Below are 22,605 nucleotides of genomic sequence, written 5' to 3'. Positions count from 1 at the left end.
ATGCTGGTTTATATGATATAGCCACGGTCTAAAGCTCGCATACAAATGCGGATAGGATTTACTTTTGATCAATAAAAACGATATCGTTAGGCAATTCGTTTACATCATCATTTAGATTAGGGAAAAACGTAGAAAGTTTTTCGCCCGCTAAGGCAATTCCGGCAATAATGCCATCGCATAAATTGCCTGCCATAAAATGGGCCTTCATTGCGGTTTTGGTAGTTTCCCAAAAATCAGGAGGTACTAAATTGTTAATGCCCTTATCGCCAATAATGGCGAACTTGTGGTCTTCGGTAGCCAAATAAATGAGCACGCCATTATGTTGTGAGGTTTGATCCATTCCCAGCTCGTGGAAATAAACAGTAGCTCTTTCGTACGCATTCTCTTTGCAATGTTTCTCTACTGCAATACGGATTTCGCCAGAAGTAGCTTTTTCGGCTGCGGTAATAGCTTGGGCAATAAGTTCTTGTTCTTGTACACTGAAAATAGACATGCCAATTAATTTAAATAGTAAAGGGTAATGTATGCTTAAACATTCGTAAGATATACATTACCCAGTAAAAAAGGCTTTTTATAACTAAAATTCTACTTTAGGAGCATTCTGAGCCCCAGCATCTGCTTTAAATGCGGCTTTTTGCGAAAAGCCAAACATTCCAGCGGTTAAGTTGTTGGGGAACGACCTCACTTTGGTGTTGTAAGCCTGCACAGATGTATTGTAATCTGTACGAGCTACCGTAATTCTATTCTCAGTTCCCTCCAATTGTGCCGACAAATCTCTAAATTGATCTGTAGCTTTTAATTGTGGGTAATTTTCTGTCAGCACCATTAAACGACCTAAAGCCTGTGTAATTTGACCTTGAGCCTGTTGGTATTTCTGCATATTTTCTTCAGTAAGCTTATTAGGGTCTACAGTAATTTGGCTTGCTTTACTACGTGCTTCAATTACGGCAGTTAAAGTAGATTGCTCAAATTTTGCAGCGCCTTTAACAGTGCTCACTAAGTTAGGGATCAAATCTGATCTACGTTGGTATTGAGCCTCAACAGCTCCCCATTTTGTTTTAACATCCTCATCTAGCTTTACCATGCTGTTATATCCACAGCCACTAAACAAAGCTACTATTGCCACAATCGCAACAATTCCAATTAAAACTTTTTTCATGTGATTTTCTTTTTAGGTTTTATTATTTGATCATTAGATATCAATATTCGTTCCTTGTTACTAAAACGGATAAAAAACTGACAAGTTGCCATATCCAATACAAGATAAACAAATAAAATAATAGCATCTGATATATCTATCAAAAGTAATCAGACAATTTAACAATAAAATAATCCTAATTTTGTAGTGTTCGAGATAAAAACTTGACAAACACTATGCAAAAAGACATCGAAATAACTATTGTTCCTCATCATGTAGGTAATCAGGCAGCAATTACAGAAAGTTTAGCCAAAGCTCTGAATGTAAGTCCAGCTCAAATCAGACACTTTAAAATCTTAAAAAGATCAATAGATGCCCGCTCTAGAAAAGTGGTTTATCGTATGCAGGTTCGTGCTTTTATAGATGAAGAATATACAGCAGAGGAAAATAGGCTTACATATACTAAAGTAAACGACGATAAAAAGGTAATCATTGTTGGTGCTGGTCCCGCTGGCTTATTTGCGGCTTTACAATGTATCGAAAACGGATTAAAGCCAATTGTAGTAGAACGAGGTAAGGATGTAAAGCAACGCCGTAGAGATTTGGCCGCCATCAATAAACAAGGATTGGTAAATACAGAGTCCAACTATTGCTATGGCGAAGGTGGTGCGGGTACCTATTCAGACGGTAAGTTATACACTAGATCTAACAAACGTGGCGATATCAATAAAGTATTGCAAATTTTTGTGCAACACGGGGCCGAAGAAGATATCATGATTGATGCCCGACCGCATATCGGTACCAATAAGCTGCCACACATCATCACAGCCATTCGCGAAACCATTATCGAAGCAGGAGGAGAGGTGCTTTTTGATACAAAGCTTACCGATTTAATCATCAAAGATGGAGCTGTGCAGGGAATTATCGTTAATCACGAACAAGAGATACATGCCAAGTCTGTAATTCTAGCAACAGGCCACTCCGCTAGAGATATTTACGAATTGTTACATCGTAAGAATATTCTGATCGAAGCAAAACCTTTCGCATTAGGTGTGCGTATAGAGCATCCTCAAGATATTATAGACCAAGCGCAATATCATTGTGATATTAGGAGCGAATATCTGCCGCCGGCCTATTACAGTTTGGTAGAACAAGTGAAAAATAGAGGCGTTTTCTCTTTTTGTATGTGTCCTGGCGGTATCATTGCCCCTTGCGCTACAGGTTTAGACGAAATTGTGGTTAACGGGTGGTCGCCATCTAAGCGAAATAACCCCTATGCTAATTCAGGTACGGTGGTTCAAGTTACTTTAGATGATGTTCAAGGTTACGATCCGCTACGGATGTTACATTTTCAGGCAGAAATAGAACAAAAGGCATTTGAAGCAGGCGGTGGTAATCTGGTAGCTCCAGCACAACGCATGATAGATTTTGTAGAAAACCGACTATCAATAGATCTGCCAAAGAACTCGTACTTGCCAGGCACTAAGAGTTCAATGTTGGATAACATACTTCCAGAATTTGTTTCCGAAAGCCTGCGTGGTGCACTTCCATTGTTTGGTCGCAAAATGAAAGGTTACTACACCAACGAAGCTATTTTAGTCGGCGTAGAAAGTAGAACATCATCGCCAGTGCGTATTCCGAGAGATAAGGAGACTTTTCAGCATCCTCAAATCAAAGGTTTGTATCCTTGTGCAGAGGGGGCTGGCTATGCACGGGAATTGTGTCGGCGGCAATAGATGGTGTTAACTGCGCAAACGCAATTCTAAATCAGCATAAACATTAATATCTAAAATGCGTTTTAATAAACAAATCGGTGCAATCCCAAAAACTGTGAAATCAAAGAAGTTGAAATGAAAAAGACATTAATTATAGGTGCAAGCCCAGATGCTAATAGATACTCTTATAAAGCCGCACACATGTTAACTAGTCGTGGCCACGAAATTGTGAACGTTGGTGTCAAAACAGGCGAAGTTGCAGGTGTGCCAATTGAAAAACCAGCACATGTATATAAAGACATAGATACCGTCACACTTTATATAGGGCCAGCCACACAGCCAGAGTATTTCGATTATATTATAGCTACTAAGCCCCAGCGTGTAATCTTTAATCCTGGTACCGAAAACATGGAACTGCAACGAGTTTTAGATGCAAACAATATAGAATACACCGAAGCTTGTACTTTGGTTTTATTAAGTACAGGTCAGTATTAATCTTTATTAAATTATTAGAAAACATTATTTCTGGGGTGCTATCATAAGCTAGTCCCGCCTGTCCCGAATTCGCTTCGGGGCTGTTCATTCCAAGTCCGTACTCGTACCTCGCTTGCGGGCTTTCCATTTCCATCGGGTTTATCCAGCAAAAGTGTTTTCTGCTATTATCTGTCTTCCTGCCAATCCTAAACATCCAATTATCCCTAGTTGGTATAACTATATTATATAGGAAGTGGCAAATTCTATTATCGCATTTCGCTTAAACATCTTAACATTCTTTCGTCCCGAGTTTCGAGGGGCTGTTATCCTACCTGGGCAACAATCCATGCCTTGATAATCAATATCCGTCCCGATCTTCCCGCATTTTTCTTTCTTTAGCCTTGCGCCTTTGCGTTTCTCCGTTTTCTTAGCGGTTTAAAAAGCACAATAGATGCTCTTATATGTACTTCAAAAGCCATCCCTTATCCTACCATATATATAAGGTTATCTTAAGCAGTGGGCCAGTATGATTTTTTTCTTCTTGTTTGTCAGCAGTTTATATAGCTATTTGTAATAAAAAGTGCTGTTTGTATTGCGCAGGGATAATTTTTTTCTACCTTTGCACTCCGCTTCGGAGGAAGAGGGGACTGGATGAAAAGCACTAACAAACGGGAAAGAAAAAAGTTTTATTTTTTTCTTGGAAAAGGGAAAAGTTTTTCTACCTTTGCACTCCGCTTCGGAGGAAGAGGTTGAGGTTTTGAAAGAGGGAGAAGAGAGGGGTTGGTAAGATGAAGAAGAGCAAATAAAAAATATTTCATTTTTTATTTGGAAAGAAGAAAAAGTTTCCTACCTTTGCAGTCCCAAACGAAACGGGAGCTGACGAACGGAGTTCGCAGCTAAACAAAACAAGATTGAAACAATGAGCTACCAAACAGATGCGGAACATTAAGACCGCTGAAACACAAGTAGGGAATTGCAGGATATATAGACCACCGCGAGGTAAGGTCGATAAGTTCATTAAAGAGATATCATTTACAAAAGCGCAGCGAGGCGAAAATGTTTACTGTAAAGTACATACAGCCGAACTGTTTTCTTTAGGTCGGTTCTTACAGACAATACAAATCAAGAACAGACAATCAATTTTAGTTAATAGATAGTCAGAGTTCGAATTCACATTTTACAATGGAGAGTTTGATCCTGGCTCAGGATGAACGCTAGCGGCAGGCCTAATACATGCAAGTCGAGGGGTAGAGCAAGCTTGCTTGCTTGAGACCGGCGCACGGGTGCGTAACGCGTATGCAACCTACCCTTTTCTGGGGGATAGCCCGAAGAAATTCGGATTAATACCGCATAAGACCACGACACGGCATCGTGACGGGGTCAAACATTTATGGGAGAAGGATGGGCATGCGTGCCATTAGCTAGTTGGCGGGGTAACGGCCCACCAAGGCGACGATGGCTAGGGGATCTGAGAGGATGGCCCCCCACACTGGTACTGAGACACGGACCAGACTCCTACGGGAGGCAGCAGTAAGGAATATTGGTCAATGGAGGCAACTCTGAACCAGCCATGCCGCGTGCAGGAAGACGGCCCTCTGGGTTGTAAACTGCTTTTATTCGGGAATAAACCTACTTACGTGTAAGTAGCTGAATGTACCGAAGGAATAAGGATCGGCTAACTCCGTGCCAGCAGCCGCGGTAATACGGAGGATCCAAGCGTTATCCGGATTTATTGGGTTTAAAGGGTGCGTAGGCGGCCTGTTAAGTCAGGGGCGAAAGACGGTAGCTCAACTATCGCAGTGCCCTTGATACTGATGGGCTTGAATGGACTAGAGGTAGGCGGAATGAGACAAGTAGCGGTGAAAATGCATAGATATGTCTCAGAACACCGATTGCGAAGGCAGCTTACTATGGTCCTATTGACGCTGAGGCACGAAAGCGTGGGGATCAAACAGGATTAGATACCCTGGTAGTCCACGCCCTAAACGATGAATACTCGCTGTTGGCGATACACAGTCAGCGGCTAAGCGAAAGCGTTAAGTATTCCACCTGGGGAGTACGCCCGCAAGGGTGAAACTCAAAGGAATTGACGGGGGCCCGCACAAGCGGAGGAGCATGTGGTTTAATTCGATGATACGCGAGGAACCTTACCCGGGCTTGAAAGTTAGTGAACTATCCAGAGATGGATGGGTCCTTCGGGACACGAAACTAGGTGCTGCATGGCTGTCGTCAGCTCGTGCCGTGAGGTGTTGGGTTAAGTCCCGCAACGAGCGCAACCCCTATGTTTAGTTGCCAGCACGTCATGGTGGGGACTCTAGACAGACTGCCTGTGCAAACAGAGAGGAAGGAGGGGACGACGTCAAGTCATCATGGCCCTTACGTCCGGGGCTACACACGTGCTACAATGGACGGTACAGAGGGCAGCTAGGCAGCAATGTCGTGCGAATCTCAAAAAGCCGTTCACAGTTCGGATTGGGGTCTGCAACTCGACCCCATGAAGTTGGATTCGCTAGTAATCGCGTATCAGCAATGACGCGGCGAATACGTTCCCGGGCCTTGTACACACCGCCCGTCAAGCCATGGAAGTTGGGGGTACCTAAAGTACGTAACCGCAAGGAGCGTCCTAGGGTAAAACCGATAACTGGGGCTAAGTCGTAACAAGGTAGCCGTACCGGAAGGTGCGGCTGGAATACCTCCTTTCTGGAGTGGAACTGTCCACTCGCTGCGCCCAAATGATACTATATGATATAGTATAGGATGTAAATGATGATATATCTCTAAACAGGAAAAAAGAAACACCAAGAAGATGAAGCCATTCTAGCTTAGCTAGCGGCGAGATTGATTGTTAATTACGATTTACGAATTACGAGTTACGATTTAAGAAGGAAACGGAACAAATCTAAAATCGTCAATCTAGAATCTAAGATCAAATAGTCCCGTAGCTCAGCCTGGTTAGAGCACTACACTGATAATGTAGGGGTCTCCAGTTCAAATCTGGACGGGACTACGGATAGTTTTTTTGGGGGATTAGCTCAGCTGGCTAGAGCGCCTGCCTTGCACGCAGGAGGTCAACGGTTCGACTCCGTTATTCTCCACCACTCGGTGAACAAAGATGAAAGAACAAAGATAAAAGACATGGTCTTTATTCCTTGCTCATTAATCCTTGCTCCACCTTGAGAAAGTTCTTTGACATATTGGAAGAAGTTAAAAAAGAAGAGCAAACAACAATAGGCGACTGTTGTGTTTGTGCTCTCCCGATGCAAATCGGGGATGAGACATCATGACAAGAGCAAAAAAGCATACCATGCGGCGCAAAAGGCGCATGAGTAGAAGAAAGTAATAAAGAGTACACGGGGGATGCCTTGGCTCTCGGAGGCGATGAAGGACGTGATAAGCTGCGATAAGCATCGGGGATCTGCAAATGAGAATTGATCCGGTGATTTCCGAATGGGGCAACCCGGCATGTTGAAGACATGTCACAATAAGAGCGAACCTGCCGAACTGAAACATCTAAGTAAGCAGAGGAATAGAAAATAACAATGATTTCCTAAGTAGTGGCGAGCGAAAGGGAAAGAGCCCAAACCAATATTGTTACGGCAATGTTGGGGTTGTAGGACTGTGATGTGGTTATAATGCAGCGAAGTGGAACGGGATGGGAAGCCCGGCAATATAGCGTGAGAGCCGCGTACACGTAAGCACCATTAGCCTAACAGTATCCTGAGTACCGCGAGGTCGGAGACGCCTTGTGGGAATCTGCCGGCACCATCCGGTAAGGCTAAATACTCCCGAGAGACCGATAGTGAACCAGTACCGTGAGGGAAAGGTGAAAAGAACCCCGAACAGGGGAGTGAAATAGAACCTGAAACCGTGTACTTACAAGCGGTCGGAGCACCTTCGTGGTGTGACGGCGTGCCTTTTGCATAATGAGCCTACGAGTTACTCTTCACTGGCAAGGTTAAGTGCTTTAGGCACGGATCCGAAGCGAAAGCGAGTCTGAACAGGGCGCATAGTCAGTGGAGGTAGACGCGAAACCTTGTGATCTACCCTTGGGCAGGTTGAAGGTGCGGTAACACGTACTGGAGGACCGAACCGATAAACGTTGAAAAGTTTCCGGATGACCTGAGGGTAGGGGTGAAAGGCTAATCAAACTGGGAAATAGCTCGTACTCCCCGAAATGTTTTTAGGAACAGCGTCGGTGTTGAGTTATATAGAGGTAGAGCTACTGATTGGGTGCGGGGGAGTCAAATCCTACCAAATCCAGACAAACTCCGAATGCTATATAATATAACCGGCAGTGAGGCTCAGGGTGCTAAGGTCCTGGGCCGAGAGGGAAAGAACCCAGACCATCAGCTAAGGTCCCTAAATTATAGTTAAGTTGAACTAACGAGGTGCGGTTGCATAGACAGCTAGGATGTTGGCTTGGAAGCAGCCATTCATTTAAAGAGTGCGTAACAGCTCACTAGTCGAGCGGCCGTGCATGGATAATAAACGGGCATCAAACTATATACCGAAGCTATGGGATTGAAATATATCGGTAGGGGAGCATTCTGGCGGCAGTGAAGTTGCAGCGTGAGCTGTGGTGGAGCTTCCAGAAAAGCAAATGTAGGCATAAGTAACGATAAGGCGGGAGAGAAACCCGCCCACCGAAAGGATAAGGTTTCCTGATCAACGCTAATCGGATCAGGGTTAGTCGGGGCCTAAGGCGAACCCGAAGGGGGTAGTCGATGGACAACGGTTTAATATTACCGTACCTTTTATAGATGCGATGTGGGGACGGAGTAGTGGAACTGCCGCGATCTGACGGAATAGATCGTTGAAGGCTGTAGGTATAGGACTGGTAGGCAAATCCGCCGGTCCTGCTGAACGCTGATAGTACCGCGAGCCTTCGGGCAAGTGGATAGCGCAGGTAATCAGACTTCCAAGAAAAACCGCTAAGCTCCAGTCTATAAAAGCCCGTACCGCAAACCGACACAGGTATCCGGGAAGAGGATTCTAAGGTGCTCGAGTGAATCATGGCTAAGGAACTCGGCAAAATGGCCCTGTAACTTCGGGAGAAGGGGCGCTGGCAGCAATGTCAGCCGCAGTGAAAAGGCCCAGGCGACTGTTTAACAAAAACACATGGCTTTGCAAAATCGAAAGATGAGGTATAAGGCCTGACACCTGCCCGGTGCTGGAAGGTTAAGAGGGGATGTCAGCCGCAAGGCGAAGCATTGAATCGAAGCCCCAGTAAACGGCGGCCGTAACTATAACGGTCCTAAGGTAGCGAAATTCCTTGTCGGGTAAGTTCCGACCTGCACGAATGGTGTAACGATCTGGGCGCTGTCTCAGCCATGAGCTCGGTGAAATTGTGGTCCCGGGAAGACGCCGGGTACCCGCAACGGGACGGAAAGACCCCATGCACCTTCACTACAGTTTAACATTGACATTGGGTACAGGATGTGTAGGATAGGTGGGAGGCTTTGAAGCGGCGTCGCCAGGCGTCGTGGAGCCAACGTTGAAATACCACCCTTTCTGTATTCGGTGTCTAACCCCGCTGAGCGGGGGACATTGTTTGATGGGTAGTTTGACTGGGGTGGTCGCCTCCAAAAAGGTAACGGAGGCTTTCAAAGGTAAGCTCAGTACGCTTGGTAACCGTACGGGGAGTGCAATAGCATAAGCTTGCTTGACTGTGAGGCATACAGGCCGATCAGGGTCGAAAGACGGATATAGTGATCCGGTGGTTCTGCATGGAAGGGCCATCGCTCAAAGGATAAAAGGTACGCTGGGGATAACAGGCTGATCTCCCCCAAGAGCTCATATCGACGGGGAGGTTTGGCACCTCGATGTCGGCTCGTCACATCCTGGGGCTGGAGAAGGTCCCAAGGGTTCGGCTGTTCGCCGATTAAAGTGGCACGCGAGCTGGGTTCAGAACGTCGCGAGACAGTTCGGTCCCTATCTGTTGTGGGCGTTGGAATCTTGAGTGGGGCTGACCTTAGTACGAGAGGACCGGGTTGGACCAGCCTCTAGTGAACCTGTTGTTCCGCCAGGGGCATTGCAGGGTAGCTACGCTGGGAATAGATAAGCGCTGAAAGCATCTAAGTGCGAAACTAGCCACGAGATGAGGATTCCATATAGGGCCGTAGCAGACTACTACGTTGATAGGATACAGATGTAAAGGTGGCGACACCACAGTCGAGTATTACTAATAGCCCGAGGCTTTCATCAAAGCAGACGTTGTTTGCTCTTCGAAACTTAACTTCTTTCAATAATATGTCATTTATTATCACTGAATAATAACAAAGATATTCAGGTGCCTATATCGGCGGTGTCCACCTCTTCCCATTCCGAACAGAGAAGTTAAGCCCGCCCGAGCCGATGGTACTGCGGTAACACGTGGGAGAGTAGGTCGGTGCCTAAACTTAAACGGCCCCTTGCAGAAATGTCAAGGGGCTTTTTTGTGTAATATAAAATTCCTGCGGTACTCGGCACTTCTGGCGTTTTATGCGACCATGATTTATGGAAGAGTCAGAAAAAACCTTCGAAGGAAACAACTTCTTATAAATCTCCTTACTTTTCTGTGTAAATACTTAAAACTTGTCTAGCAGTGTCAGTGGTTAGTCTTAGTTACGAATTATAATTCTGAAATAGTTTCTTTGTTAATTTTTGTTAAAGTTGCTTCGCTATCTCATCGATACTTTTTAAATGGTTATTTTTGTATATTATCGTATATCATATAAAAGTTAAGATGAGAGTTTACAGAATAGTTATATCTTTTTTAATATTATTAGCTACTGTTGGTATCAGCAAAGCTCAAGATAAGAATGTTAAGTTACCTCCTAATTGGTTTAATTTAGATTTGGTATCAGACGGTTATTTTGGTATAAGCACAGAAAAGGCTTACAACGAGCTACTAAAGAATAGAAAACCTAAGCAAAAGATTGTTGTTGCAGTAATAGATGGTGGAACGGATATTAATCATGAAGATTTAAAGGATGTATTGTGGACTAACAAAAAGGAAATTCCTGGAAATGGAATAGATGACGATGGCAACGGTTATGTAGATGATATTCATGGATGGAACTTTATAGGTTCGAAGAATGGTAATTTAGCTCATGACAACCTAGAGCTGGTTCGTATCAAAAGAAAGTTGGAGCCAAAATATCGCTCTGTAATTAGAACGACAGTTTTAGACAGCGCAGAGAAAGAAGAGTATAATCTGTACAGACGTGTAGTTTCTGATTTTGGCAAAAAGTATGATGAAGCAAGTTCGGCTTTTCCAATATATATTGCTATTAAAAAAGTGATGGATTCGGTAGCTTTTATCAATCAGAAGAAAATCCCTTCGTTAGAGGATATGGAGAAATATAAGGCTGATGACGAAATGCAAGAGTACATCAAAAAGATCGTTCGTAAAGGTTCTAAAGATGAAGGGAGTATAGAAAAGTTCTACGAGTCAATTGGAAAGGGGCACAAGGAACTTGAGCAAATGCTTAAATACAACTTGAACGAAAAATATGATGAAAGAGCTGCGTTAGTTGGCGATGATTATTCAAATTCGAACGAGCGCATTTACGGAAATAATGACGTAACTGGGCCAGATGCAGACCATGGCACTCACGTATCAGGTATTATTGGTGCAAACAGAAGTAATGATATTGGTATTAAAGGGGTGGCAAACAGCGTTAGTATCATGACGATTAGAGTTGTTCCGCAAGGAGATGAGCGGGATAAAGACGTAGCTAATGGCATTAGATATGCAGTAGATAACGGCGCCAGAATTATTAATATGAGTTTTGGGAAAGGCTACAAATGGGATAAGAAGGTGGTAGACGAAGCCATCAAATATGCAGAAAGCAAAGGTGTGTTATTGGTGCATGCAGCTGGAAATGATAATCAGAATAATGATGTAACAGATAATTTTCCAACTAAATACTACGATAGCCCCGAAGCCGAAGCTTATGCTAAGAAAAATAAGAAACCAGAAGTTAAACCTTTTGTAGCACTAGCTCCTAATACAATGAACGGTGGACCTACAGGATCTCCTAGAAGAGATACATTTGCAAAGCCAATACCTTTAGATACAGCAAAATATCAACTGCCACATGCAAAGAACTGGATAGAAGTAGGCGCTAGTGCCTATAAAGATGATGATGACCTAAAAGCTTCGTTTTCTAATTATGGAAAATATAATGTAGATGTTTTTGCACCTGGATTTATGATTAATTCGACCACACCGAACTCGAAGTATGAAGAGTTTGATGGAACAAGTATGGCAGCACCAGTAGTTTCGGGTTTGGCCGCATTGATTTTGAGCTATCATCCAGAACTAACGGCGATTGATGTGAAAGACATCATCATGAAATCGGTTACTAAGGTTAATAGGAAAGTGAAATATAAAAATGAGAAGGATGAAACGGTAAGGGTTAACTTTTCAGAGTTATGTGTAAGCGGAGGTATTGTAAATGCTTATAATGCATTACAATTGGCAGAGACTTATAAGTCATCGAAATAAAAAAAGGAAAATTTTAGATCCTCAGATTAATTCTGGGGATTTTTTTATCCTAATGTTTTTAATCCTTTTTCAATATTTGAAGTCCAAACTGGTACACACAATTGTAAACCACAACAAATGAAACTATTTTACGCTTTTTTAATGTCCTATTGCATAGGTTATCAGGCCTATGCACAAAAGCTGCCAGATGTACAGACTACAAAGCTTGCAGCGCCTACATCAGTGCGTATAGATGGAAAAAATCAGGAATGGGAGGGATTTGCAGCAAATAATAAAAGAACAGATTTGCTACATACCCTAGCCAACGACGATAAGAATTTCTATTTGCTGATTAAAGCTGCGAACAACGAAACCATAACAAAAATTATGGCTGGCGGAATTTCTTTTACCATCAACACCAAAGGAAAGAAAAAAGCTGATGAGGGCTTTACGGTTACTTATCCGTTTTTAACTAGAACTAATACTGCAAATAGATTGGGAGGCACAGGCGCACAGAACAGACAACGAATGGGCCAGAATAGAACAGAGCAAACTCCAGCTCAAAGAGATTCTATTGCCTTAGCGCAAAGAAAAGTACAATTGGCCGCAATTAAAGAAATCAAGGTTTCGGGATTTAAAAGCATTTCAGATTCTTTGGTTTCTATTTACAACGAATATGGAATTAAAGCGGTAGGGAAAATGGACGAGCAAGGGGCTTATGTTTATGAATTGGCGGTTCCATTTGCTTTGATGGATATTAATGTGAACGAGATAAAAGAGTTTGCCTACCAAATTAAATTAAATGGCAGACCAGAGATGGGCAATTTTGCAATGAGAGCTAATGCAGGTGGAGGCGGTTTTGGAGGCGGTAATGCTAGAGGTAGTTTTGGTGGGGGAAATGCAAATTTGGCTCGTCAGGATTTAATGGTAGCTACAGATTTTTGGGGTAAATATGTTTTTCAAAAGTAGTAGCTAAACCTCATGAAATTTAAAAATATCACCTTATTTAGCTTGGCTACGCTAGGCTTGTTTCTACTTTTGGCATCTACAGTTTATGCCCAAACTCCACAACAACGGCCAAAAAATGTGCCGCTTCCTGTAGCCACTAGAGAAATTAGTGGAATTGTAAAAGATACAACCGATTTAGGCGTGCCAGGGGTAACAGTTAGGTTAACTTCCGAAAAAGATACTTTGGTAACCAGTACCAATCCGGATGGGATTTTTGTATTTAAAAACGTGAAATACGCTACGTATACCATGAGTTTTACTATGATGGGCTACAAACAGCAAATCAATAAATACAGACAGAATGATGCCGTCCCGAGAATTGTGATGGATCCTATTGTGCTGCAAACCATGGCCAATACCTTAAACGAAGTAGTCATTAACGGAACACCATCAATTACTTATAAAACCGACACGGTAGAGTATAAAGCTAGCGATTACATTGTTCGGGAAAATGCTACGGTTGATGAACTATTGAAAAAGATGGAAGGCATGGAGGTGGGTAATGATGGTAGTTTGATTCATCAAGGAAATAACGTTACCAAAGCTAAGATTAACGGAAAAGTTTATTCTGGAGGCGAGGTAAATACTGCTATACAAAATTTGCCTGCCGAGATTGTAGATAAGATACAGATTGTAGATGATTATGGCGACCAAGCTGCTAGAACAGGGATAAAAGACGGAGATCCGGAGAAAATATTAAACATTGTAACACGTACAGATAAGTCGGTAGGTAATTCGGTAAATATGAATGCCGGTGCAGGTAATAATGAAAGGTATGAAAGTTCGTTGTTTGGCACTAGACTTAACGGAAATCAAAATCTTTCTGTAAATCTGCGTTTAAATAATACCGTTAATGGCGTAGCTAATAATATGGTTGGAGATACCGGCAATAATGGCGATGGAGGTGGAGGCCGTGGAAACGGTGGTAATAACGGCGGCGGCGGCAACCGAGGTGGCAATGGAGGCGGAGGGAATAGCGGGAACTCATCTAGCGGCAGTGGGGGAACCACCAATAGTGGTGGCTCAGCTTTTTCATACCGAGATCAAATTGGTAAAAAAGTGCGTATCAATACCAATTATCGCTATAACTTTAATAATGTTAATTCCCTTAATAGTAGCGTTTCCGAGTTATACACTACCAATGGAACCATTTTTTCTACCAACGAAAGCGAGAGGGATAACAATACTAAAAATCATAATTTTAACTTCGAGTTAGAGGCAGACTTAGACAGCAACAATTTTTTAAGGATAACGCCCGAAATCACTTTTGCTTCAACGTATAGCAATAGTATGTCTAGCATTGGGCAATCGGGCCAGCTAATTACCCAAAACCAGCTAGGCAATAGCCTAGGTAAAAACACTCGGCCAAATGTAGGGGCTACCGTTTTTTACCAACATATTTTCAGTAAACCCAGAAGAAATGTTTCATTTCAGTTTAGTTTCAATACTTCCGATCAAGATTCAGAGCAGGAGCGAAATACCAAATTTTATAAAGATGACATCAATGTACTCGATTCGCTAGTCCATCGATTAATTGAGCGTAAAAACTTGACCACCAATTACCGGGGGAGCATGACTTACGTGGAGCCACTAAGTGCCAATAGCCAGTTCGAATTTAATGGGCAGGTAACGTATAACGGTTACGATAATAGAGCAATTACAAGTAATATCGATGCTTTTGAAAATCGCACATTGGTAGATTCATTGAGCAATATTTACGATTACTCATTTACCCAAGCCAGGTTAGCACTAAACTATCGCTATGGCTTATCTAATGCCTCTAAATTTAGATTTTCGGTAGGGGTTACCGGGGTGCCGGCAGTTTTAAGTGGCACCAAAGTGAGTTTGGGTACAAGCACCCATCGTAGTAGCTTTAACCTAATCCCAATTGCAAGGTTGCAGTACCAATTTTCTAGAACGCATAGCTTACAGCTAAATTATTCTGGTAATGCTACCGAACCAACTTTCGATCAAATTCAGCCAGTAAGAGATGTTTCGAACCCGCAAAATACCATAGTGGGTAATCCCAATTTGAAGGTAACTTTTAATCACTCCATTAATACCAGTTACAACAATTACCTAGCTAACCAAAAGTTAAATTATTCTATCAATCTTAATGCAACCATTATAGAAGATGCGGTGGTAAGAAACGTGGTACAGGTTTTTAATAGCAGCAATCAGTTATTGCGTAACGAAACCCTGTTTGCAAACATGGATGGCGGCTATCGTGTAAACGGAAACCACTCGATAAGCAAACAGCTCAACAACAGGAAATATAATCTGGCGCTTAGCGGAAATACCAGCTATAGCCATGGGGTTTCTATGAGTAATAACATAGAAAGTATTACCAGAACTTGGAATATTACCGAACGTTTCGGGCCACGTATCAATCCAAACGAGTGGTTAGAGGTTAATCCAAACGTGTCGTACAATATTACCAAATCTAAAAACACCATTAGTCCTAACGAGATCAATACCAAAACGCTAGCTCTAAATATTGATGGTAAGTTTTATATGTGGAAAACCTTGATTTTTGGTTACAACGCCAGCAAGAATTTTGTGAGCGGCATTGATGCCAACATTACCAGCAATCCATTGGTAATTAACGCTTATGTGCAGAAGGAGTTTTGGAAACGCCGGGCATCGGTTACTTTCCAAGCTTTCGATATTTTAGAGCAAAACAATTTTGTTAACCTTAACGTAACCGATTTGGTAAAGACCGAAACCCGTACCAATGCCTTGAGTAGGTATTTTATGTTGCGGGCTAATGTACGGTTGCAAAAATGGACCGGAGCCAGAGGTCGTAATGGCCGGCAAATTATGCGTAGGGGCGACGGTAGTTTTTATTAACAAAGTGCTCGTCATTGCGATCCCGATATTTCATCGGCGAGAAGCAATCTCTAGTTATGTTGTATAGCTTTATTTGAAGAGCAATAACAGTAGCTTCGAAACTTCCGATAGTCCTGCTTTCACTTGCAAGTCCGCACTCGTTTCACTCGCTTGCGGGCTTTCCGTTCAATCAGGTCTATTTGGTAAATTGAGGGGTGCTATCTGTGGTTTGCTTGCAATTGCCTAAGTAAACTAAACCCGATTAAAGTGAAAATCTTTTTGGGTTACTGTTTTCACTTCAGCGGTAATGCTGAGTTTATCGAAGCATCTGCAAACAATGAAAATCCTTCGACAGACTTAGGATGACAGAAGTTCCAAAAAGATTGCAACGTAAAGCGGGACTATCGGGAGATAGGAGCAATGGTTTTGCTTTACAAAGACCCTAAAGATATATTCATTGTGAGGCACGTAGCAACCGCACCATTTATAAAGCCATTTTTGTTTGCATTAGGATTGCTTTCCCGAATGGTCGGGATAAACTGTGCCTCGCAATGACGACCAGATAAAAAAACAGGTCCGAGAAATTAATCCCGAACCTTTCTTTGTTCCTTGCTCTTTTATCTTTGTTCCTATTTGAATTCTCTGAAATCTTGCCCGTCTTTAATGGCTAACAAGCTTTCGTAAATTAAGCTAATTACGTTGTCTACATCTTCTTTATGGATCATTTCTACCGTAGTGTGCATGTAACGCAAAGGCAACGAAATTAATGCCGAAGGTACGCCGCCGTTTGAATAAGCAAACGCGTCAGTATCTGTTCCGGTAGAGCGAGAAGAAGCTTGGCGTTGGAACGGAATGCCTGCTTTCTCAGCCGCTTTAATTAACAATTTGTTCAAATTGGTTTGTACCGCAGGTGCGTAAGAAACCACTGGTCCTTTACCTGCCGACAAATCGCCTTGCGTAATTTTGTTAATCATTGGCGTGGTCGTATCGTGTGTTACGTCTGTAACGATAGCTACATTTGGCTTAATGCGATGCGCAATCATTTCTGCGCCGCGTAAACCAATTTCTTCCTGCACAGAGTTTACAATATATAAGGCGAAAGGTAATTTCTTTTTGTTTTCTTTCAACAAACGAGCTACTTCGGCAATCATAAATCCACCAGCACGGTTGTCTAAAGCACGGCCAACATAGTAGCGGTCGTTTAAAACCATAAATTCATCTTCGTAAGTAATTACACAGCCTACATGAATGCCTAAAGCCTCAACTTCTTCTTTAGAAGTACAACCGCAGTCTAAGAAAATGTTTTTCAATTCTGGCGCTTGTTCTTTCTCGCCATGGCGGGTGTGAATGGCTGGCCATCCGAAAACTGCTTTTACAAAACCGTTTTCTGTGTGGATGTTTACGCGTTTTGAAGGTGCAATCTGATGATCTGAACCACCATTACGGATCACATAGATTAAGCCATCATTAGTGATATAGTTTACATACCATGAAATTTCATCCGCATGTGCTTCAATAACTACCTTGTATTCGGCTTTTGGGTTAATTACACCAACCGCAGTGCCATAATTGTCTACAAAAGTTTCATCTACGTAAGGCTTTAAATAATCTAACCAAAGTTTTTGTCCTTCCCACTCGTAACCTGTAGGCGCAGCATTGTTAATATATTTCTCGAAAAACTGTAGTGATTTTTTGGTAACTACAGGCACATGCTTTTTGCTTTCGTCTTTCTTTTTTGCCATAGTTTTTAATTTATGTATAGTGGTAAATGTACAATTTAAAGGCAATTAATAAAACTTGTTTCTTGATTTTTGACATGAAAATCATTATATTAAACAAACTCTAAAATTTATTATTTATGAACGTAATCAAAATTTTTATTCCTACAGCACTTTTTGTTTTATTGGTTATTGTAGCCTTAATGTGGGGCTTACCAAGGTACAATGTTTGGCAGCAAGAAATGGCTGGTAAGGCCGAAATGGCTAAAGCCGAGCAAAACCGTAGAATTTTGGTAGAAGAAGCCAAGGCTAGGTTAGAAGCCGAAAAGTTAAACGCAGCGGCAGAAATTGAACGTGCAAAAGGTATGGCATCGGCAATGAAAGTTGAAAACGGAACTTTATCGGCTACCTATAATCAATATTTGTTCATCAGAACTTTGGAGAAATTGGCAGATAAAGGAAGTTTGCCGCAAATTATTTATGTGCCGTCTGAAGGTTTAACACCCGTAATGGATTTGAATAAAGCCTTGCCTAAAAAGTAAGCTCCATTTTAATGTATGAGATTTGGTTTCGCTCGTAAGGTTCGCCTAAGTTGGCAAAACCAAGTTTTTGATAAAAGCCTGTGGCTGTTACTCTGGCGTTGCACCACAGGTTTTTAATGCCTTGACTTTTACAATAATCAACCAGGTATTGCAAAAGTTGTAGCCCAAACCCTTTACCTTGATCGTTGGGAAGTACCGCCATTTTTCTGAATTGCGCAGTTTCGCCATCAATAAATAGGGAAACTACTCCAGTAAGTTCATATTGATAGTAAAGCCCAAAATGCATTCCATCCCAATCTTCGGGCAATTCCATGTCCGTAATTTCCTTTTCGGGATACATGGCCAGTTGCCTAATGCGCCAAGTGAGTGCGGGAAAAATTTGCTCTACAACTGCTTCCATTTATATCGTAGCTTTTTTTGAGTATAGTTGATAAATGAGCATATTTAAAATGATGATGGCTGTTACTCCGGCACAGAAGATTGTCCAGCCTCCCAATGCCCATAGCCACAAACCTAATGCAGAACCACAGGCCGCACCAACAAAACTTACCGACATAAAAATGGTATTCAACCGGTTTCTAGCTTCTGGAACCAAGGTGTAAATTCTGGTTTGATTGGTTACATGAATAGCCTGCTGGCCAATATCTATTAAGATGATACCAATTACAAAAAGGAAAACGTTGTGGCCTGTAAAGTAAAATAAGCCTACGCTAATGAGTTCTAAGATAAAACCGATCATTAAGTTTTTACGAGGATTACTGCCGCCGCTTAGTTTGCCAACCAATGGTGCAGCTAAAGCGCCAGCAGCTCCGGCAATACCAAATAGGCCAATTTGGTAGGTGCTAAAATTGTGTGGCGGATTGGCGAGGTACAATACCATGGTAGTCCAAAAACCCATGATTACAATAAAGGCAAAGAAATTGATTAACGAAGCTTCTCTTAATGCTGGTTGCGTTTTAATGTAGCCAAACATGGAGCGCATTAATTCTTTATAAGTTCCTTTAAAAGTTGGCAAATTTTTAGGAAAACGGATGGACATTAATGCGATTAGCAGCGTACAAATCGCTGCAGCAATTAAGAACATGGCTCGCCAACCCAGTAAATCGCCAATAATTCCACTAACTGCTCTTGAAGCCAAAATCCCGACCAACAAGCCGCTCATCACGATGCCAATGTTGGCACCTCTATTTTCGTCATTACTTAACGATGCGGTTAGCGGCAAAATAAGTTGTGGAACGATAGAACAAGCACCAATTAATACACTGGCAATTTCTAAAATCAGGAAGCTTTTTGAAAAACCTGCAATAACTAGCGCAACAACAGCTAAAGCCGAGGTAAATAAAATCTGCTTTTTCTTTTCGAACATATCGCCCAAAGGCACTAAAAGAAATAAACCAATGGCATAACCAGCTTGCGTTAAAAAGGTAATGCTGCCAGCATCGCTTTCGTTTAGGTTAAAATCTTTGGCAATAAGGATTACCAAAGGTTGGCAGTAATAAATATTGGCAACAATAAGGCCTGTACAGAAAGCCATTAAAATTACGTCGCTTCGTTTTAGCATTAGCAGGGAATTGGTGCTGCAAATTTAATACTTATCGCTAGTAAAGCTTTTTTTTTAGTAGATATGTCTTTAGGTTTATTTTTAAGGTTTAAGTGCCCGCTGAAATAGCGAGCAATAAACTAGGTGGGATTATATCCTTAGCAAATAACTACCTTACTTGATGTTGGCAATATACACGATGTAGGGTTCCATAATTATTGCGCTTCTAAATATTTTAGACTGTTTAGAGGCCTTTTGAAATTCTGGTGATTCATAAGAGCTTCTAGAGTTGTCATATTTTTTATTGGATATCAAAGCTAAGGCTGCATTAACCGACGCATTAAAGTTAATTAATGGTTGTCCGTTTTCATCTTTGTGTTTCATTTTTTCAGGTGAACCACCATATATTAAAACGGGTATCATCACGTCAAGTTTTGTATTTGTACCCAAAATGGGAGAGAAATCAATATCGGCTAGTTTCTTGTAATTTGGAAATAGCCGATATGCCAAACTGTCGTTGGCTACAACTCTGGATGGAAGAAGCTTATTCGCTGTTTTTTCGATTTTTAATGTGAAGTTGAGAGAATATATTAACAAACTGTCTTTTGGGTAATTAAAATCTGAAAGTACGTTATGTACTTGTTTCCAAATCTTGTTTTCAGCAGAAGTGTTTTGCTGTGCACTTACATTCGAAACGTGAAAAGTAAGAATAACTAATATCGTGAATAATTTTCGCATCTTAATGACATTTAGTGCCGGTGTATCATGGATTATTAATTGGGTCATTTAGTATTACCCCTTTCTGGCGCCAGCATTTGCTTGTGGTTATTTCCAACAAAAGCACAAGCATCGCTGCGCTAATTCTTGCGCTAGAAATGCTTAAGCCAGAATGGGGTTTACCATTAGCGGTTATACCATCATATATATTTAAATCCTTACTTTGGTCAAAATTTTTGATAATTTCTGAGATTTTGCCTTCAATATTTTTATTTGCACCTCTCTGGCGCCAGCATTTGCTGGTGACTACTATTTCCAACAAAAGCACAAGCACTGCTGCGCTAACGCTAGAAATGCTTAAGCCAGAATGGGTTGTGAAGTTCTTTAAAATAAGAATGAGGATAGTTCTTTTGACAAAATCCATTGTCCATTTTTGAACTCAAAGTAATAAACGGTAAGATCTAACACTTCAGTTTTAGACGATGCCCTCATGACCATTATTGCTTCGTTTTGTTCTTTTGAGAAAATTACATTGCTTACTTCAAGAGACCAATCGCTACCTTTATAAATTACAGGCTCATTTTTAAGATAGGGTAATATCTTTTTTGCTTTAATCAACTTCGTTTTTTTAAAATTATCATCTTGATTTTTATTGCTTGATAAATTCCAGTTGAATTTTTTAAGTACTGAGTTCAATTTTTGAATAGCTAGCAGTTTGTAATTCGTTGAGGCTGTTGAAAATAGCATTGTTTATAACTATTGATTTAGGAAGCCTATTATCTCCATTATTTATACGAGCGTCTATAGATTGCACACAAAAATAGATTGGGTCTTGTTTTTTCAATACTTGCGCATATATATTGGAAGTAAACAAGATAGATACAATTATCAAGATAGTTCTCATATTAACATTTCTTTTTCTTCGTTGAATTATAGGTGTTCTTATATTCCCTTTCTCCGTTACTACCCTCTCTGGCGCCAGCATTTGCTGGTGACTACTATTTCCAACAAAAGCACAAGCACCGCTGCGCTAGAAATGCTTAAGCCAGAATGGGGGTTAAAAACCGCTTAAGCCAGAATTTGACTTTCTTTAACATATATAAAAACTATTAATTAATGGTTGAAAAAATCTGCATGTCTTTCACTTTCCAAACATTGTTATCTCTTTCAAAAAACCAAGCCATTCCCGAACCTGTCTGACTTGTATAAGAATAAAATTTAGCAATAGCTAACGCCTTTGCTCCATCTTTTGAGAAAAAGATAGGAGCAAAAATTAGTTCTTTTCTTTTTTCTCTATTACAATTAAGATAAATAGGATAGTCGCTAATTGAAGAAGTATCTATGTTTTTTACAAAAGAAATCCATTCTTTATTATTCCAGGCACGATTAGAATTAGTATCTAATCCTCTTCCTCCACCTGCAAAATCAAAACTAGAAAGGCTGGCTTTATTTGTAGAAGGATATATATAAAATTTTTCTCCTTCTTTTTTTAGATTATTAACGATCTTTTTGTGAAGCTTAATTCTTTCATTATCAGTCTTAGTTTGGCAATTGCCATTTGTGATTGTCAAGCTTAAAAAAATCACAAATAAATTTAATTTCAGCATCCCTTTTTCTTTGTTGAATTTACATCTCTTTTTGCTTCGCTTTTAAATGAACCTCTCTGGCGCCAGCATTTGCTGGTGACAAGACAAGGACAATTTTTTTCATGTTTAACATTTTTTACCTTTATAATTATTCAAATCTATTTTTGAAACCAAGGTCTCCAGACCGAAATATACCGTCGTATTTCTTGCATTTATCTCCAGAACAAGTCTTCGGTTATTTTAAAGGTTTAAGTGCCCGCTGAAAAAGCGAACAATTAAACCAGTTAGTGATGGTCAATTTTTAATGTGTTTTCATAAATGGGTTTATTACAGGATCGAAGATAACCCAGGATTTGCCCCAAAGTTTGGGTTCATCTTTTGGAAGAAGGTTTTGGATGGCTTTTATAAAGCCCGTACCATAATCAATTCCCGTATCTGTTCTTCTGAAAAAGAATATGGGGACAACTGCCACCTTTGAGGCATAGGTTCTGTATGTAACATCCTGCTCCTTTATTTTTCTAATAAGACTGGCATTCAGACCCATAACAGCTTCTACCTTCTTGTCCAGATTTTTGGAATAGAAGCCAGTATCAACCTTGCCTTCAGAATTGAACACTAGTGTAATCGTAAAAAAATATGCCATTCCCTCGGGGCTTGCCATCAAGGCATCCCTGTTCATATTCTTGGATATTACATAGTTGACCATTGCGTCAACATTACCCTGTCTTTTTTCCTGTGCCGAGCAAATTTGGCATATTATGAGAAGAACTAATAAAAATCTAATCATCATCATTATTTTAAGGTGTACATCGAGTGCCCAATTTGTTAGGAGCTGTATTACGTGGCTGTTGCACAACTAAGTTTTTGT

General features: G+C 41.1%; 15 protein-coding genes, 2 tRNA genes, 3 rRNA genes and 1 pseudogene. 11 read left to right on the top strand and 10 right to left on the bottom strand.

The window, feature by feature from the left end:
* Positions 1-58: 58 nt before the first annotated feature.
* A complete protein-coding gene (locus OVA16_RS02280) occupies positions 59-493 on the bottom strand; it encodes a TPM domain-containing protein (RefSeq protein ID WP_267763296.1) in 435 nt (144 codons plus the stop codon).
* A gap of 84 nt (positions 494-577) precedes the next feature.
* Positions 578-1,159, bottom strand: a complete 582-nt coding sequence (locus OVA16_RS02275; RefSeq protein WP_267763295.1) for a LemA family protein — start codon at positions 1,157-1,159, stop codon at positions 578-580.
* A 215-nt stretch (positions 1,160-1,374) separates the two neighbouring features.
* On the opposite strand from OVA16_RS02275, the pseudogene OVA16_RS02270 reads away from it, so the two are divergent.
* From OVA16_RS02270 to OVA16_RS02225, 10 genes and pseudogenes are all read left to right on the top strand, one after another.
* Positions 1,375-2,921, top strand: a pseudogene (locus OVA16_RS02270) (NAD(P)/FAD-dependent oxidoreductase).
* Between the two features lie 67 nt (positions 2,922-2,988).
* Positions 2,989-3,348 carry a CoA-binding protein gene (locus OVA16_RS02265; protein WP_267763294.1) on the top strand — a complete coding sequence of 120 codons (360 nt, stop codon included), beginning with the start codon at positions 2,989-2,991 and terminating at the stop codon, positions 3,346-3,348.
* Between the two features lie 1,158 nt (positions 3,349-4,506).
* A 16S ribosomal RNA gene (locus tag OVA16_RS02260) occupies positions 4,507-6,027 on the top strand.
* A gap of 232 nt (positions 6,028-6,259) precedes the next feature.
* A tRNA-Ile gene (locus tag OVA16_RS02255) sits at positions 6,260-6,334 on the top strand.
* A gap of 14 nt (positions 6,335-6,348) precedes the next feature.
* Positions 6,349-6,425: transfer RNA gene (locus OVA16_RS02250), tRNA-Ala, on the top strand.
* Between the two features lie 231 nt (positions 6,426-6,656).
* Positions 6,657-9,532: ribosomal RNA gene (locus OVA16_RS02245) — 23S ribosomal RNA — on the top strand.
* Between the two features lie 80 nt (positions 9,533-9,612).
* Positions 9,613-9,724: ribosomal RNA gene (gene rrf / locus OVA16_RS02240) — 5S ribosomal RNA — on the top strand.
* The 16S, 23S and 5S rRNA genes sit together here with 2 tRNA genes alongside, the layout of an rRNA operon.
* A gap of 327 nt (positions 9,725-10,051) precedes the next feature.
* The gene (locus tag OVA16_RS02235) at positions 10,052-11,818 is read left to right on the top strand and encodes a S8 family peptidase (RefSeq protein WP_267763293.1); all 1,767 of its coding nucleotides are present in this window, start codon (positions 10,052-10,054) and stop codon (positions 11,816-11,818) included.
* Positions 11,819-11,935: 117 nt separating this feature from the next.
* Positions 11,936-12,766 (top strand): hypothetical protein, encoded by an 831-nt coding sequence (locus OVA16_RS02230; RefSeq protein WP_267763292.1) that lies wholly within the window; start codon positions 11,936-11,938, stop codon positions 12,764-12,766.
* A 12-nt stretch (positions 12,767-12,778) separates the two neighbouring features.
* Entirely contained in the window at positions 12,779-15,655 is a 2,877-nt protein-coding gene (locus OVA16_RS02225) for an outer membrane beta-barrel protein (RefSeq protein WP_267763291.1), read from the top strand.
* A 608-nt stretch (positions 15,656-16,263) separates the two neighbouring features.
* Here OVA16_RS02225 and OVA16_RS02220 read toward each other — a convergent pair.
* Positions 16,264-17,376: a M42 family metallopeptidase gene (locus OVA16_RS02220; RefSeq protein ID WP_267763290.1), complete on the bottom strand. Its 1,113-nt coding sequence runs from the start codon at positions 17,374-17,376 to the stop codon at positions 16,264-16,266.
* A 116-nt stretch (positions 17,377-17,492) separates the two neighbouring features.
* Here OVA16_RS02220 and OVA16_RS02215 point away from each other — a divergent pair, with 116 nt between their 5' ends.
* Positions 17,493-17,894 (top strand): hypothetical protein, encoded by a 402-nt coding sequence (locus tag OVA16_RS02215; protein WP_267763289.1) that lies wholly within the window; start codon positions 17,493-17,495, stop codon positions 17,892-17,894.
* On the opposite strand, the gene OVA16_RS02210 is transcribed toward OVA16_RS02215, so the two are convergent.
* From OVA16_RS02210 to OVA16_RS02180, 7 genes are all read right to left on the bottom strand, one after another.
* Positions 17,884-18,294, bottom strand: coding sequence for a GNAT family N-acetyltransferase (locus OVA16_RS02210; RefSeq protein ID WP_267763288.1), 411 nt, complete (start codon positions 18,292-18,294; stop codon positions 17,884-17,886). The two genes, OVA16_RS02215 and OVA16_RS02210, sit on opposite strands and share 11 nt — an antisense overlap.
* Entirely contained in the window at positions 18,295-19,455 is a 1,161-nt protein-coding gene (locus OVA16_RS02205; protein WP_267763287.1) for an MFS transporter, read from the bottom strand. It abuts the gene before it with no gap.
* A gap of 153 nt (positions 19,456-19,608) precedes the next feature.
* Positions 19,609-20,220, bottom strand: coding sequence for a hypothetical protein (locus tag OVA16_RS02200; RefSeq protein WP_267763286.1), 612 nt, complete (start codon positions 20,218-20,220; stop codon positions 19,609-19,611).
* The gene (locus OVA16_RS02195; protein ID WP_267763285.1) at positions 20,198-20,575 is read right to left on the bottom strand and encodes a hypothetical protein; all 378 of its coding nucleotides are present in this window, start codon (positions 20,573-20,575) and stop codon (positions 20,198-20,200) included. Before OVA16_RS02195 ends, OVA16_RS02200 begins: the two co-directional genes overlap by 23 nt.
* Complete coding sequence (locus OVA16_RS02190) at positions 20,536-20,898, bottom strand: hypothetical protein (protein WP_267763284.1); 363 nt, start codon at positions 20,896-20,898, stop codon at positions 20,536-20,538. Before OVA16_RS02190 ends, OVA16_RS02195 begins: the two co-directional genes overlap by 40 nt.
* A 362-nt stretch (positions 20,899-21,260) precedes the next feature.
* Complete coding sequence (locus tag OVA16_RS02185; RefSeq protein ID WP_267763283.1) at positions 21,261-21,758, bottom strand: hypothetical protein; 498 nt, start codon at positions 21,756-21,758, stop codon at positions 21,261-21,263.
* Between the two features lie 280 nt (positions 21,759-22,038).
* Positions 22,039-22,530, bottom strand: a complete 492-nt coding sequence (locus tag OVA16_RS02180) for a hypothetical protein (RefSeq protein WP_267763282.1) — start codon at positions 22,528-22,530, stop codon at positions 22,039-22,041.
* Positions 22,531-22,605: the final 75 nt, after the last annotated feature.

Origin of the sequence: Pedobacter sp. SL55, from assembly GCF_026625705.1 — a bacterium.
Classification (GTDB): domain Bacteria; phylum Bacteroidota; class Bacteroidia; order Sphingobacteriales; family Sphingobacteriaceae; genus Pedobacter.
The sequence above is the reverse complement of the archived record's forward strand: the minus strand, read 5'-3'. Positions and strand labels throughout refer to the sequence as shown.